13 protein-coding genes and 1 tRNA gene are annotated in these 12928 nt (G+C 56.3%); 3 read left to right on the top strand and 11 right to left on the bottom strand.

The window, feature by feature from the left end; all coding sequences use genetic code 11:
* The first annotated feature begins 136 nt into the window (after positions 1-136).
* Positions 137-212 (top strand) — tRNA-Thr (locus ACTIDN_RS07535).
* Between the two features lie 106 nt (positions 213-318).
* Here ACTIDN_RS07535 and ACTIDN_RS07530 read toward each other — a convergent pair.
* The 11 genes from ACTIDN_RS07530 to ACTIDN_RS07480 form a co-directional block, all read right to left on the bottom strand.
* Positions 319-2022 carry an ArnT family glycosyltransferase gene (locus ACTIDN_RS07530; RefSeq protein ID WP_441376566.1) on the bottom strand — a complete coding sequence of 568 codons (1704 nt, stop codon included), beginning with the start codon at positions 2020-2022 and terminating at the stop codon, positions 319-321.
* Entirely contained in the window at positions 2016-2771 is a 756-nt protein-coding gene (locus tag ACTIDN_RS07525; RefSeq protein ID WP_441376565.1) for a glycosyltransferase, read from the bottom strand. The genes ACTIDN_RS07530 and ACTIDN_RS07525 overlap by 7 nt, the downstream gene beginning before the upstream one ends.
* 27 nt (positions 2772-2798) lie before the next feature.
* Entirely contained in the window at positions 2799-3296 is a 498-nt protein-coding gene (locus tag ACTIDN_RS07520; RefSeq protein WP_048837614.1) for a F0F1 ATP synthase subunit B family protein, read from the bottom strand.
* 33 nt (positions 3297-3329) lie between these two features.
* Positions 3330-3920, bottom strand: coding sequence for a F0F1 ATP synthase subunit B family protein (locus tag ACTIDN_RS07515; protein WP_441376564.1), 591 nt, complete (start codon positions 3918-3920; stop codon positions 3330-3332).
* 38 nt (positions 3921-3958) lie between these two features.
* Positions 3959-4183 (bottom strand): ATP synthase subunit C family protein, encoded by a 225-nt coding sequence (locus tag ACTIDN_RS07510; RefSeq protein WP_003624142.1) that lies wholly within the window; start codon positions 4181-4183, stop codon positions 3959-3961.
* 52 nt (positions 4184-4235) lie between these two features.
* Complete coding sequence (locus ACTIDN_RS07505; protein WP_086651653.1) at positions 4236-4985, bottom strand: F0F1 ATP synthase subunit A; 750 nt, start codon at positions 4983-4985, stop codon at positions 4236-4238.
* A 61-nt stretch (positions 4986-5046) separates the two neighbouring features.
* A complete protein-coding gene (locus ACTIDN_RS07500) occupies positions 5047-5346 on the bottom strand; it encodes an AtpZ/AtpI family protein (protein WP_048837551.1) in 300 nt (99 codons plus the stop codon).
* A gap of 119 nt (positions 5347-5465) precedes the next feature.
* Positions 5466-6404 carry a signal recognition particle-docking protein FtsY gene (ftsY, locus tag ACTIDN_RS07495; RefSeq protein WP_415509037.1) on the bottom strand — a complete coding sequence of 313 codons (939 nt, stop codon included), beginning with the start codon at positions 6402-6404 and terminating at the stop codon, positions 5466-5468.
* A gap of 1 nt (position 6405) precedes the next feature.
* Positions 6406-7650, bottom strand: coding sequence for a tRNA (N(6)-L-threonylcarbamoyladenosine(37)-C(2))-methylthiotransferase MtaB (gene mtaB, locus ACTIDN_RS07490; protein ID WP_441376563.1), 1245 nt, complete (start codon positions 7648-7650; stop codon positions 6406-6408).
* Positions 7647-8459: a diaminopimelate epimerase gene (gene dapF / locus ACTIDN_RS07485; RefSeq protein WP_441376562.1), complete on the bottom strand. Its 813-nt coding sequence runs from the start codon at positions 8457-8459 to the stop codon at positions 7647-7649. Before dapF ends, mtaB begins: the two co-directional genes overlap by 4 nt.
* Before the next feature lie 72 nt (positions 8460-8531).
* Positions 8532-8933: a VOC family protein gene (locus ACTIDN_RS07480; RefSeq protein WP_441376596.1), complete on the bottom strand. Its 402-nt coding sequence runs from the start codon at positions 8931-8933 to the stop codon at positions 8532-8534.
* A 157-nt stretch (positions 8934-9090) separates the two neighbouring features.
* Here ACTIDN_RS07480 and ACTIDN_RS07475 point away from each other — a divergent pair, with 157 nt between their 5' ends.
* On the top strand, positions 9091-11013 hold the full coding sequence (locus tag ACTIDN_RS07475) for a hypothetical protein (RefSeq protein WP_441376561.1): 1923 nt from the start codon (positions 9091-9093) through the stop codon (positions 11011-11013).
* 115 nt (positions 11014-11128) lie between these two features.
* The gene (locus tag ACTIDN_RS07470; protein WP_441376560.1) at positions 11129-12919 is read left to right on the top strand and encodes a DEAD/DEAH box helicase; all 1791 of its coding nucleotides are present in this window, start codon (positions 11129-11131) and stop codon (positions 12917-12919) included.
* The last annotated feature ends 9 nt before the right edge of the window (positions 12920-12928 follow it).

Below are 12928 nucleotides of genomic sequence, written 5' to 3'. Positions count from 1 at the left end.
GTAATAGGCGGTGTGCCAGATTGCAGCTATGCGGGCCCTAAGTCCTTCACATATTTTGCACAAAATTTTGTCTTTGCAATATTTCTGGTTGCGCTAGGGACACCACCATGATAGCTAGCCCTCGAAAACTGGTTATGCCCGCTTAGCTCAGTTGGTAGAGCACGTCATTCGTAATGATGGGGCCGGTGGTTCGAATCCTCCAGCGGGCACCAGTTTTTATTTTCCCTTACATATTAAGTGTTTTGTAGCAGCCTTATGGCAGTGAACTGTTTTAACAGCTTTCACAAACTGCTTGGCCCTACTCCCACCCGGCTTTGGTCAGGGTGTTTGTGTTGGCTGTGTAAGAGCATACAGGCTGATGGCAAGATGGTGTCCATTGGAATAATTCAGCCCTGAGACCATACCGCGTGACACCACGTGTGCGGCGTCTGCCCCCAAAGCGTTTAAAAAAGCAGTGCGTGCTTTTTCATCCACCAAAGCAACACCACAGGTGCGGTTATTGCGCATAAGGTCTGCGGCCTGTGTCACCCCGACCAGCTTTACCTTCCCACCCAATAAAAAAACCAGACTGGGCTCCGAAAAGGAAACAGACGCAATCTCTGTCTCAGCGCCGCAAGGCCTGTGTGTATTCACAAGTTCCGCCAGACGCGGCGCAAGCCAGATGCTCTGCAAGCGTGGCACGACCACCGTAAACAGACCCACATATAACAATGCCGCACAGGCTGCACTGGTCAGGACAGCTTTCCGCAACTCCGAACGCCAGAGCAGAATAGCCGAAAGGATAACGAGTGGAAGGCAGCCCCCTGCAACAATAAGAGCAGAAAGAGATACCACATGCTCCAGTTGCCACATTAAAACCGGGCCAGCAAAAGCAAGAGCCAAGCCAACCAAGACCCACGCTACACCATACACACCCAGCGCAGCGCGTGCCCAAACTGCCTTGGGCCACTGCTGCCAAACAGCCCCACCGCGCATGAGCATACCTGCCGTCAACACCGCCAACGCAGGATAGGTGGGCAGAACGTAATGGGGTAGTTTGGTGGCAATCAGCTCAAACACAACCCAGTGCGGGATGATCCAGCAGAGCAGATATTTTACAATCAGGCTCTGACGGTTTTTCCAGACAGCAGGCAACGCTGCCGCCACGAAAAACGACCCCGGCCAAAAGGCCAGCAGAAAGACCAGAATATGGTAGCCAGGTGCCAGCCCATGTGCCTGCTGTCCGGAAGCAACCTTGCCCAGAAAATTGGTCCCGACCGCATTTTTAAAAAATGCCCCGTGGCTCACAACGCCAATGGCAACACACCATGGAAGCATGATGGCCAAAGCAATGAGCCATCCCCATGCCGGACGCATTTTACGCCAGAGACTGAAATTACGTTCAACAAGACCGAGAGCAAGAGGCGTTGCCAAAGACGGAATAAGGATAACCGGGCCTTTGAGCATAAGCCCGCACCCGATAGCGGACCAGAACAGTACAGGGGTCTGCCAGCGAGTCTGACGCCCGTTCTCACGGTCCAGCAGGGCACGCACCAAAGCAACCTGCGCCAGCAGAACGGTCAGCAGCAAGGTGGAATCAATAGTACCCATACGGCTTTCTGCCGTTACAAGCACTGACACCGTGAGAAAAACAGCCGCCATAACACCAGCTGGCGCGCCGAAAAGTGCTGACCCAATCCATGCGGTCAGCACAACTGCCGCAGACATGGCCAGCAGAGACGGGATACGATACGCCCAGACCGCTCTGTCGTTTAATGTGCCGGTGGCGGCAACTGCCGCTGCTTCCAGCCAGTAAATACCTGCGGGCTGAAGATAACGCGGTTTGTCCTGAAACCGCACATCTACAAAGTTACCACTTTCCAGCATCTGGGCTGTGGCTTCCATGTAGCGCGGCTCATCCCGGTCAAAAGGCGGCGTAGCGGCCCGACCCGGCAAGAAGAGCAAAAACGCAACAAGCCCAAGGAGAGCCAGAGCACGCCCCGAAAGGCGTTGCCCCTGCCCCGTTACCAAGGCTTTCAGCATTCTTTAACCGTTTTTGGTAACCGCGTGCGGTTACGAAGCCAAATGACACCCAACAGATCACGCACACCTACGATGGCGCGATTAAGATTGGTATATTTTGATTGACCGTGCAGGCGCGGCCGATGTTTCACTGGGTGACACAACAGCGGCACCCCATAAGAATTAAGCAGCGCTGGCAGAAAACGGTGCAGACCTTCAAACTGCGGCAGACGGAGAAATGCGTCACGCTCGAACAGTTTTATGGGTGCCCCGGTATCCGGGCAGTCATCACGCAACAGGCGGCGGCGTAGGCCATTCGCAAAGCGCGTAGCAACACGGCGGGACCAGCCATCCTTACGGCGTTTTCTGACGCCCACCACCAAAGGAGGAGTGCCATTTGCTGAGCGCGCCAGATGCAAAAGGGCTATCAATTCACGCGGGTCATCCTGCCCATCGCCATCAATAGTGGCAATCCACTGCCCTTTTGCCGCCGTTATGCCGGTGCGCAGTGCGGCAGACTTACCGCAGCAATGGTCGTGGGACAGAACACGCAGAGACGGAAGACATTTTGCGCGTTGCTGCTGCAACACGGCAACCGTGTCATCCTGACTGCCATCATCGACAAAAATGATTTCTGTTGCGGGAAGATCAAGGCACGCATCGGCCAGTTCTTCACAGACGAACGGTAGGTTATCGCGCTCATTCAGAACTGCGATAACGATACTCAGGATCGGGGTTTTTTCACCCCGAAGAGAGGATTGGTCGTTCAAACCAGATCACACAGCATGACGCTGCAATCAGGCCGCGCGACGGGCGGCCAGAGCAGCAGGCAGGCCTGCAATAGCGCCATCAATGAGGGCACTTGCATTTTTTGCTGTCAGAGAGTCAGCAATAACACCACGGCTTGCTTCAACCGCAACATCAATTGCTGCCTGACGAACTTCTTTAATAGCGGCACGCTCAACAGCGTTGATACGGTCACGTGCCATCTGCTCATGCCGTTTTACAGCGGCTTCAGCTTCAGCACGGGCCTTTTCTGCTGCTTGCGCAGCATGCAGGCGGGACTGCTCGATCATAGATTTGGCTTCAACCAGAGCCTGCTCACGCTCACGCGTGGCGTCTTCCAGCATCTGCTCGGCTTCGCGGCGTAAACGGGCAGCCTCATCCAGCTCTTCACGAATTCGGGCAGCGCGGCTGTCCAGAATTGTGGTGATGGGCGCCCAGACTTTACGACCGAAGAAAACAAAGAACAGGACAAAGGAAACCGCGACCCAGAAACCTGCTTCGTGAAAAATGCCATTCATGATGATTATTCCTCTCGGAGCCGGTCAAACAGTCCGGTATACCGTTGCGCCTTCGACCTTCTGTGCAACCAGTGCGGGGTCAGCTTGTGCACCGGTCAGGCGGCTGACAAGTGACTGGGTGGTTTCTGCTGCAATATCTTTCAGTGCAGCAAAGGCCCGCAGCTTTTCAGCAGCCACACGTTTTTCAGCATCAGAAATTTCTGCGCCAAGACGTGCGTTAATTTCTTCCATTTTCTGCTCAGCAATACGCTGTTCTTCGTCCAGCGCCTGCTTCAGATTGGCCTGAGCTTCAGACAGGGCATCTCTACGCGCCTGTTGGAGTTCTGCCACGGCATTATCAGCATCCAGCTTAGCAGCACGAGCAACTTCGAGGTCATTCGAAATACGCGTACTACGATCTTCGAGCACACGGCCAACACGTGGCAGCATAACCCGGCTGAGCACCAGATAAAAACCAAGGAAAATCACGCCCCCCCAGATAACCTGACCGGTCACCAGAGGGTTGTGAAAATCCAGCTGAGGCATCCCTGCGGCGTGGGCACTTGGTGCCGCCATGGCCAGAAAAGACACGCCGGATAACGCAGCGAGCACACCGGCACGAACAGTCTTGATCATGACACCCACAGGAAGTCCTCCCTTTAACTCGCCGTGTCTTAGACGAAGAGAATCAGGAACGCGATCAGCAGAGCGAACAGAGCGATAGCTTCTGTCAGCGCAAAGCCGAGCATGCCCAGACCGAACACGTGCGGACGAGAAGCTGGGTTACGAGCAATGCTGCTCACCAGCGTTGAAAAGATGTTGCCGAGGCCGATACCAACGCCGGCAAGGGCGATCACGGCGATACCTGCACCGATTTCCCGGGCTGCAGCGATGTCCATATCAGTCACTTCCTTGTTTAAAGTACAGTTCAAACGAAACGGGCAAAGCAGCTCAGTGAGCCACGGCCTCCCGCAGGTAGATGCACGTCAGGATGGCAAACACATAGGCCTGCAGCACACCAACAAGCAACTCAAGAGCCACAAGCGCCATGTTGATGACGATTGGCCCGATTGCAAACACGTCACCCACCACACCAAAACCGGCGAGCATGACAACGAAGCTTGCAAAAATTTCAAACATGACGTGCCCAGCGACCATATTAGCAAACAGTCGGATGGACAGGCTCACGGGGCGGGACAGAAAGGACAGGATCTCAATCGGAATCAACAGCGGCGCAAGGGCCATACTGGCACCGGCCGGCATGAAATGCGCGAAGAAGCGGAAACCCTGAACCTTCAGAGACACGATAACCGTGAGCAGAAACACCATAACAGCCAGAGCGAGTGTTACCGCAATATGACTGGTGAAGGTGAAGGAGAAAGGCAGCAGACCCAGATAGTTACCTGCCAGAATGAAGAAAAACAGCGTAAAGATGAACGGGAAGAAGGCTGCACCTTCTGGCCCGATGGTATCCAGCGCCATATTTCTGATAAATTCGTAGCAGACTTCTGCAGCAGCCTGAAAGCGACCGGGCACTACAGCAGCAGGACGCATGCCGAAATACAGGAAAGCAAGAACGAGGCATACAGCCACGATCATGTATAAGGGGGACTGACTGAAGCGCAGTGCGTCACCAAGCCCGCCAAGAACGGGATGAAGCTCGAACTGACCAAGTACGTCGATACTGGAACCGCCCGCCAAAACCGCTCTCCTAACCCTTACTGCACCGGGTCTTAACCCACGGCTTGCAGCCTTCTGTTTTTTAAATCTGGGGTGGCTTCACCAGCCGCCAGACATTCAGCACTCCTGCACTTCCACCTAGCAGCGCGAAGATGATCAGGAAGATTGCACGGGTCTTGAACCAGTGGTCCAACCCCCAGCCTATTGCCACACCCACAACCAGCGCAGAGATCATTTCTGTCCCTGCACGGAGTGCCAGCGCAGGAAGAGATTGCTCATCCTGCCCCTGTGCGGCGGCTTTTTCCTCTTTCACCAGCTTTCCGGAGCGGCGCTCGGCTGCATCCAGACGCTTGGCAAAAGACTCGTTACTTTCTTCGCCCATACTTCGCACCTCCAGAGGGGTGCAGGCGCTTGCTAACGGGGCTGGTATTCCCTGTCAAGGAAGCATCGCCTGCACGTGCGGGAAAAACCGTCACTTCCGCAAAAAAAAGCGGTTTAGAGTCACTCTTTTTTCTCGGCTTCAGGCAGACCAACCAACCCACGGGCATAATCCTGAGCTTCGAACGGCCGCAAATCTTCCGCCTGCTCCCCCACACCGACAGCATGTACGGGCAGACCAAAGCTGTCCGCCAGAGCCACAACAATGCCGCCACGGGCAGAGCCGTCAAGCTTGGTCACCACAAGGCCGGTCACGTTCACCAACTCACGGAACACACGGACCTGCTCCATGGCATTCTGTCCGGTTGTGGCGTCCAGCACCAGCAACACTGTATGCGGCGCTGTCTCGTCAAACTTGCGCATGACGCGAATGACCTTAGCCAGCTCTTCCATCAGGGCGCTTTTGTTGTGCAGCCGACCTGCGGTGTCGATAAACAGCAGGTCTGCCTTTTCTGCCGTGGCGCGCTTTAACCCCTCAAAGGCAAGACCTGCGGCATCACAATTGGGTGGGCCAGCAATAACGGGGCAGTTGGTGCGCTCTCCCCACACCTGCAACTGCTCAACCGCTGCGGCACGGAAGGTATCCCCCGCCACCATCATCACTTTTTTGCCCTGCTCACCAAAAGAGCGCGCCATTTTACCAATGGTGGTGGTTTTCCCCACGCCATTTACCCCCACCACCAGCACAACATGCGGTTTATGCGCAGGGTCAGGTTCAAAAGGCTTGGCCACAGGCTCAAGAATGGTCGCAATTTCTTCTGCCAGCGCATCACGGATTTCTTCATCCGTTACTTCCGCACCAAAGCGGGACCGGCGGAAAGACTCGATAATACGCTCCGCCACGTTGGGGCCGAGGTCTGCGGTAATCAGCAGGTCCTCCAGTTCCTCAAGCGCTTCTTCATCCAGCTTGCGCTTGGTGAAGACAGACGTAAGCCCTCCACCCAGTTTCTGCGTAGAGCGGGACAAACCCTGCTTCAGGCGGGAAAAAAAACCTAGCGCCATTTCAAACCCTTTCCGCCAGCAGGCCGGTGTCCTCCACCTTAATGGCACGCAGGCTGACAATCTCACCAATTTCTGCTTCACCCTGCGCCAGACGCACCGGGGCAAACTGTTCACTATGGCCGGATGTAGGGGTTTCCATCAGCACCCGCAAATCCTGCCCAATCAAAGTTTCAAAATAAGCATGGGCGGCCTTGGCCCCTACATCCCGCAACTGGGCGGCACGGGCTTTGCGCTCTGGCACGGGCACTGCACGCATTCTGGCCGCTGGCGTTCCGGGCCGCTCGCTATACGGAAAGACATGCAGGTACGGGATACCCTGCTCCGCCAGAAAAGTGCGGGTTTCCTCAAACAGGGTGTCATCTTCTGTCGGGAAGCCAGCAATCACGTCCGCACCAATACCAAGCCCAGGCCGAAGGGCGCGGGCGCGGGCAATAACCCGCGCAGCATCTTCAGCCAGATGGCGGCGCTTCATGCGCTTGAGGATCAGGTCTGACCCCGCCTGCAATGATAAATGAAGATACGGCATGAAGCGTGGTTCGTTTTCCAGCAAACGCCAGATGTCATCATCAATTTCCACGGGGTCCACGGAGGACAGGCGCAGGCGCTCAAGCTGTGGCACCAACGCCAGCACACGGCGGCACAACTGACCAAGGCTTGGAGTACCTGGCAGATCTCCACCCCAAGAGGTCATGTCAACGCCTGTAAGCACGACTTCACGATAGCCCGATTCGACAAGCGCGCGGACCTGCTCCACCACAACACCCACAGGAGCCGAACGAGACGGACCACGCCCAAAAGGAATAATGCAGAACGTGCAACGATGATCACACCCCTGCTGCACCTGCACAAACGCGCGGGTACGCCCTGCAAACTCCGTCACCAGATGGGCGGCCGTTTCTTTGGCCGCCATGATGTCTGATACCGCACGGGCTTCCTGCATGGCGGCAGGAGACCAGCTATCAGCTTTGAGCTTTTCTTCATTTCCCAACACGCGGGTAACACCCGGCAAGGCGGCCCAGCGGTCTGGGTCAATCTGGGCGGCACACCCAGTCACCACAATGCGTGCACCCGGCTTATCCCGATGAGCACGACGAATGGCCTGACGCGCCTGCCGCTCGGCCTCGCCCGTAACGGCACAGGTGTTTACGATAATCACATCGTCCAGCGCGGCTGCGTGTTCGCGCATCACCTCACTTTCCCATGTGTTCAGGCGGCAGCCAAAAGTAAGAATTTCCGGTTTGGTCATGAGGGGTAGTCAGCCAGAACGACTGTCCCTTCAAAAGCAAGAGTTGCAGAGCCAGTCATAAGCACATGGTTATTGGCGGCCCATTCAATATGTAACGTGCCGCCATCCAGTTCCACAGTGCAGGTGCGTTCAATCAGGCCGCGCCGCGCCGCATTGACCACTGCCGCACACGCCCCGGAACCACAGGCCTCGGTAACACCCGCACCACGTTCATGCACTTTCAGGCGCATACGGGTTGGGCTTTCAATTTTTGCAAAGCCGATATTGGCACGTTCAGGAAAGAGCGCATCATGCTCCAAAGCATGACCTTGGCTCAACATTTCAAAGTCAGTGACGAAAAATGTCGCATGGGGGTTCCCCATGGACGCCGCTGCCGGGTCTCCGGGCAAAGGCAGATGGAGTGTGTCGTGTGCATACGCCAGCGGCACACGCTGCCATTCCAGCTTTGGCTCACCCATATCCACAGTCACCTGACCGTTTTCTGCAATACTGGCAGGCAGCACACCGGCGCGGGTTTGTAACACGGGCTTCCGATTACCACTCTCGCGCCACATAAGCTCTGCCACGCAGCGGGACGCGTTGCCGCAGGCCCCGGCTTCTGATCCGTCAGGATTAAAGAAGCGCACAAACACATCCGCCCCTTCCGCACATGCCGGGCGTAACGTGACCAACTGATCACACCCGATCCCGCGTTTTCGGTGCGCCAGTGCGGCAATACGCACGGGCGTGAGGGGCAGGTGAGCGGTACGTTCATCAAGAATGACAAAGTCATTCCCAAGTCCGTGCATCTTGTGAAAGGAGGTCAGCATGCTGCGCCTTATAAGCCAGTGCGCCTGCTAACGCCATAATGGAAGCAGGCCACTGACCTGACGTGTCAGGTTTTACAGAAAACGCCCCGGCGCGCCGCGCTGGAGCACCTCTATTTTATACCCATCGGGGTCTGTCAGGAAGAAAAACGTACCAACAACCCGGCCATCGTTTTCAAAAGTCTTGATAGGGGTAACAGTCAGGCCCGCTTCTGACAGACGCACATGCTCTGCCCGAATATCCTCAACAGACACGGCAAGATGCCCGTACCCATTCCCGAGGTCATAAGGCTCGGTCCGCCCTTGGTTGACGGTCAGTTCAAGCTCGAAGGTCTGTTCTGCATTGGACAGATAGATGAGGGAGAAATCAATAAATTCGAATTTTTCTGCAACCGTCAGGCCCAGAGCCTGCTCATAAAACGCCAGCGACCGTGCCTCATCGAGCACACGGATCATCGAATGGATCATTTTTGCCACAGTCATTATCCCTTAAACTTTATAATTATTTTTATGTTTATAATGCACACACAAAGCACCATGAAATTATTTTTTAAATAATGTGCTCTTTACGCACCCCATAAATAAATGGTTCACAAATAGGCACATCATTTTTGCCTGGATTATCCGTAAAACCATGGTTTTTTTTCGTTCCTTGTCGGGTTCGACTGTCCTGCGCGCGCGTACTCTGTTGTTTGTTGGTTCTGTTCTTGCAACCAGCAGCGTCACTGCGCCTTATTTCAATGTGGCACACGCTGCAGGAGACGACAGCGCTTCCCTGGACGTGCTTGAAAAGCAGATGGCGCGTATTCAGGCACAGCAGATGGAACTGCAAAAAACGCTTGTCAGCATGCAAAAGCAGATTGCAGCCCACCGGGCTGCACTGACCCACGGCGGCAAAAGCGGCAGCACACCACATCATGGTGGAAGCGGCCACGTCACGCCCCCGGTAGAAGCCGGTGAGGAAAGCCGGTGGGCCGCCACCACACCAGCGGAGCATTTCGCGACTGGCGGCCATACAACTACTGCCATGAACACGCACACATCACGCCTCCACCATGCCACTGGCCCTGATGCAGAGGCCGTTTTCTCTGGTGCCGATGACAAGCCAGATGTTGAGGCCGTGATTGGCCACCGTGCGGAAGATATTATTTCACATCTGGCAGAAAATGGTGTTGGCCCTCACCCGCGTGAAACCGTGGGCGCACAGGCGGCGGGCGCATTGGGCGACCATGGCGTATTCCATATGGGGCCTGTCAGCCTGATTCTGGGTGGCTTTCTGGATGCCTCAACGGTGCTGGAAAACCGGCATGTGCCGTCCGGTACATTCAATTACTGGCAAGCCATGCCTTACCCTAACGAGTCGCGGTACCATACCAACAACTTTGAAGGCAGCGCCCGCTACAGCCGTATCTCGCTTATGGCGCGTGGCAATGTTGATGCCCACTCCACCATTTCCGGCTTTTATGAAATGGACTTTGGAGCAGGCGCAGCCACGACAGACGCGTACGAAAGCAACAGCTATGCCTTCCGTATGCGTCAGCTTTATCTGGCTTACGATAATAGCGACATCAATTTCCATTTCTTGGCGGGTCAGGCATGGACCATGCTCACACCGGGGCGGATTGGTATTACACCACGACAGGAAAGCCTCCCGGAAACCATCGAGGCGTCCATGCTGGCTGGTCAGACATGGGCCAGACAGTTGCAGTTCAGGTTTGTGGAAGACTTTTTCAAGCATCGCCTGTGGCTTGGGCTGTCTATTGAAAACCCACAAACCCTGTATGAAACCACAGGCTTCACCAATAATGATGGCGCTGTACGCCTGCCTAACGGCAGAATTGCCACCATAAGCAGCAATGGTACAGGCCTGACGAACGACGCCCCCTTCTCCAACGAGATTGCTCCGGACGTTATTGCCAAGGTGGCATGGGACCCGTCCTGGGGCCATTACGAAGCGGAAGGGATTTTGCATTTTCCGCATGACCGAGTCGCAACGGAAGGTCAGGGTCATAACAATACGGCCATTGCAGGCGGTGGCGGCGGTTCCATGGTGCTGCCAGTCATCCCCCATAAAGTGGAAGTTCGGCTAGCCGGTCTGGCTGGCGTAGGGATTGGGCGCTATGGCTCGGTCTTGCTGCCAGATGCCACTCTGAAAGCCACCGGTGAGCCGGACCCCATACCGTCCGTTCAGGCAACGGGGGGTATTATTGCCCACCCCAACCCACGCATTGATGTGTATGGTTATTTTGGCTACCAGGCCGCAGGCCGCCGTTATTCCAGCTACGGCACAGGCGCCTATGGGTATGGTAACCCCGCCTACTCCAACCTTGGATGTGGTATTGAACTGTCCACGCTGGGCTGCACGGCCAACACGCGCAGTGTCATGGAAGCGACCATCGGCGCGTGGTATCGGTTCTTCAAAGGAAAATACGGAACTGTTGAGGCTGGAGCCCAGCTTGCGTACTCCCGCAGAGACGCCTGGAAAGGCCAAGGTGGAGGCCCGGATACAAATATGAGTCAGATATTTCTGGACTTCCGCTACCTGCCGTTCCAGTAACAGGGCACGCTTCTCAAAAAGCGCCTATGGGCAAAAGTTCTCCGGCCAGAGTCTGGCCTTTAAAGCGGGGAACCTTTATCCCCACCTTATTCTTGTTGCCTGGACCTAAAGACGTATGCCTTTTCAGAATGCCCCCGCCTCTCTTGCGAGCGCCCTTGCTGCTCGCGGGTATGATTCCGCAACCCCTGTTCAGGCGGCTGTCATCGCCCCTGAAGCCGAGGGGCGGGACCTGCTGGTTTCAGCCCGCACCGGCTCCGGTAAAACCGTAGCCTTCGGGCTGGCTATGGCCAGCACCCTGCTTGAAGAGTCTGGCCGCTGCCCCCATGCAGGTGCACCGCTGGCTCTTGTTATTGCTCCAACCCGTGAACTTGCCCTGCAGGTTCGTAACGAACTGGAATGGCTGTACGGCCAGACCGGTGCCCGCATTGTCTCCTGCGTAGGTGGTATGGAACCACGCAAGGAAGCACGCGCCCTTTCTGCCGGGTGCCACATTGTTGTGGGGACGCCGGGCCGTTTGTGTGACCATCTGTCACGCGGGCAGTTGAACCTGTCCAACCTGCGCGCTGTTGTGCTGGACGAAGCTGACGAAATGCTGGACCTCGGCTTCCGTGATGAGCTGGAAACCCTGCTCAAAGCCATGCCGGACACGCGCCGCACCCTGCTGTTTTCCGCCACCATTGCGCGTGAAATTGCAGCCCTTGCCCGCCGCTACCAGCACGATGCCCTGCGCATTGACACACAAACCGGCAGCGCACCGCACAGCGATATTTCCTACCGCGCCATTCTGACAGACCAGTCCGATATGGCTGGCTCCATTGTCAATGTTCTGCGGTTGATGGAGTCTCCCTCTGCAATCGTGTTCTGCCATACCCGCGAAGCAGTGCGCCAGTTACAGGCCATCCTTACGGAACGTGGGTTCTCCTCCGTCGCCATTTCCGGTGATCTGGGGCAGAACGAACGCAGCCGCGCCATTGAGAGCCTGCGCCATGGTCAGGCGCGCGTGTGCGTAGCAACAGACGTGGCAGCCCGTGGCATTGATATTCCGGACCTTGGTCTGGTTATTCATGCAAGCCTGCCATCTAACCCAGCAACGCTGCTGCATCGTTCAGGCCGTACAGGCCGTGCAGGCCGTAAAGGCACCTGCGTTCTGCTGGTTCCTGCAAGCCGCCGCCGTCTGGCAGAACGCCTGCTTGAAGCTGCAAAAGTTGAAGCTGAATGGAGCGGTGCGCCGACACCGGAAGCCATTGCCAATGCTGACGCTGAACGCCTTCTGGCTGCCCCGGCACTGAATGTGCAGGTACCAGAAAGCGGTGAGATGCATGACCTGATTGCCAAGCTGACGGAAAGCCACTCCTCTCAGCAACTGGCCGCAGCTCTGATTTCCATGTGGAGCCAGAACCTGCCAACACCAGCCAGTGTGCGCGTGCTCTCCCCCGGCTCTATCAAAAAAGCGCCGCGTGAAAGAACCCGTGACGGTGAACGGGGTGAGCGCCCTGAACGCGGTGAACGCAGCGAGCGCGGCCCGCGTGAAGCAGGCTCCTGGTTCCGTCTGTCCGTTGGCCGTGAAGACAAGGCCGACCCCAAATGGCTGGTGCCTATGCTGTGCCGTCTGGGTGGCATTAAAAAGCAGGATATTGGGGCCATTCGCATTCAGCCAGATCATACTTTGGTTGAAATTGCGCAGGATAAAGCTGAACGCTTCCAGTCCTGTGCTGCTGCAACTGATCCAGATGAGATCTCTGTTGAACCTGCAGAAGCCCCTCGTCAGGGTGGTTTCCGCGGCAAACCGGGCGGTGGCCCCGGACCGGGTGCTGGCAGCAAGCGGCCGCCTCGCAAAGGTGGCACTGGCGGCGGCGGGGATCGGCCTTTCAAAGGTGCGACCAGCCGCAAGCGTAAAAGCTTCTAAGGTTTGACG

It is taken from the genome of Acetobacter sp. (assembly GCF_052102375.1).
In the GTDB taxonomy this organism is placed as follows: Bacteria; Pseudomonadota; Alphaproteobacteria; order Acetobacterales; family Acetobacteraceae; genus Acetobacter.
Note: the sequence above shows the minus strand (reverse complement) of the source record. Positions and strands in the feature narration are given on the sequence as shown.

What these genes read in the sequence shown, in the direction of transcription:
- ACTIDN_RS07500 (WP_048837551.1), bottom strand. Translation starts at nt 5,346, where the DNA reads ATGGGCGAAGAAAGTAACGAGTCTTTTGCCAAGCGTCTGGATGCAGCC.
- ACTIDN_RS07475 (WP_441376561.1), top strand. Translation starts at nt 9,091, where the DNA reads ATGGTTTTTTTTCGTTCCTTGTCGGGTTCGACTGTCCTGCGCGCGCGT.
- ACTIDN_RS07530 (WP_441376566.1), bottom strand. Translation starts at nt 2,022, where the DNA reads ATGCTGAAAGCCTTGGTAACGGGGCAGGGGCAACGCCTTTCGGGGCGT.
- ACTIDN_RS07515 (WP_441376564.1), bottom strand. Translation starts at nt 3,920, where the DNA reads ATGATCAAGACTGTTCGTGCCGGTGTGCTCGCTGCGTTATCCGGCGTG.
- mtaB (WP_441376563.1), bottom strand. Translation starts at nt 7,650, where the DNA reads ATGACCAAACCGGAAATTCTTACTTTTGGCTGCCGCCTGAACACATGG.
- dapF (WP_441376562.1), bottom strand. Translation starts at nt 8,459, where the DNA reads ATGCTGACCTCCTTTCACAAGATGCACGGACTTGGGAATGACTTTGTC.
- ACTIDN_RS07470 (WP_441376560.1), top strand. Translation starts at nt 11,129, where the DNA reads ATGCCTTTTCAGAATGCCCCCGCCTCTCTTGCGAGCGCCCTTGCTGCT.
- ftsY (WP_415509037.1), bottom strand. Translation starts at nt 6,404, where the DNA reads ATGGCGCTAGGTTTTTTTTCCCGCCTGAAGCAGGGTTTGTCCCGCTCT.
- ACTIDN_RS07510 (WP_003624142.1), bottom strand. Translation starts at nt 4,183, where the DNA reads ATGGACATCGCTGCAGCCCGGGAAATCGGTGCAGGTATCGCCGTGATC.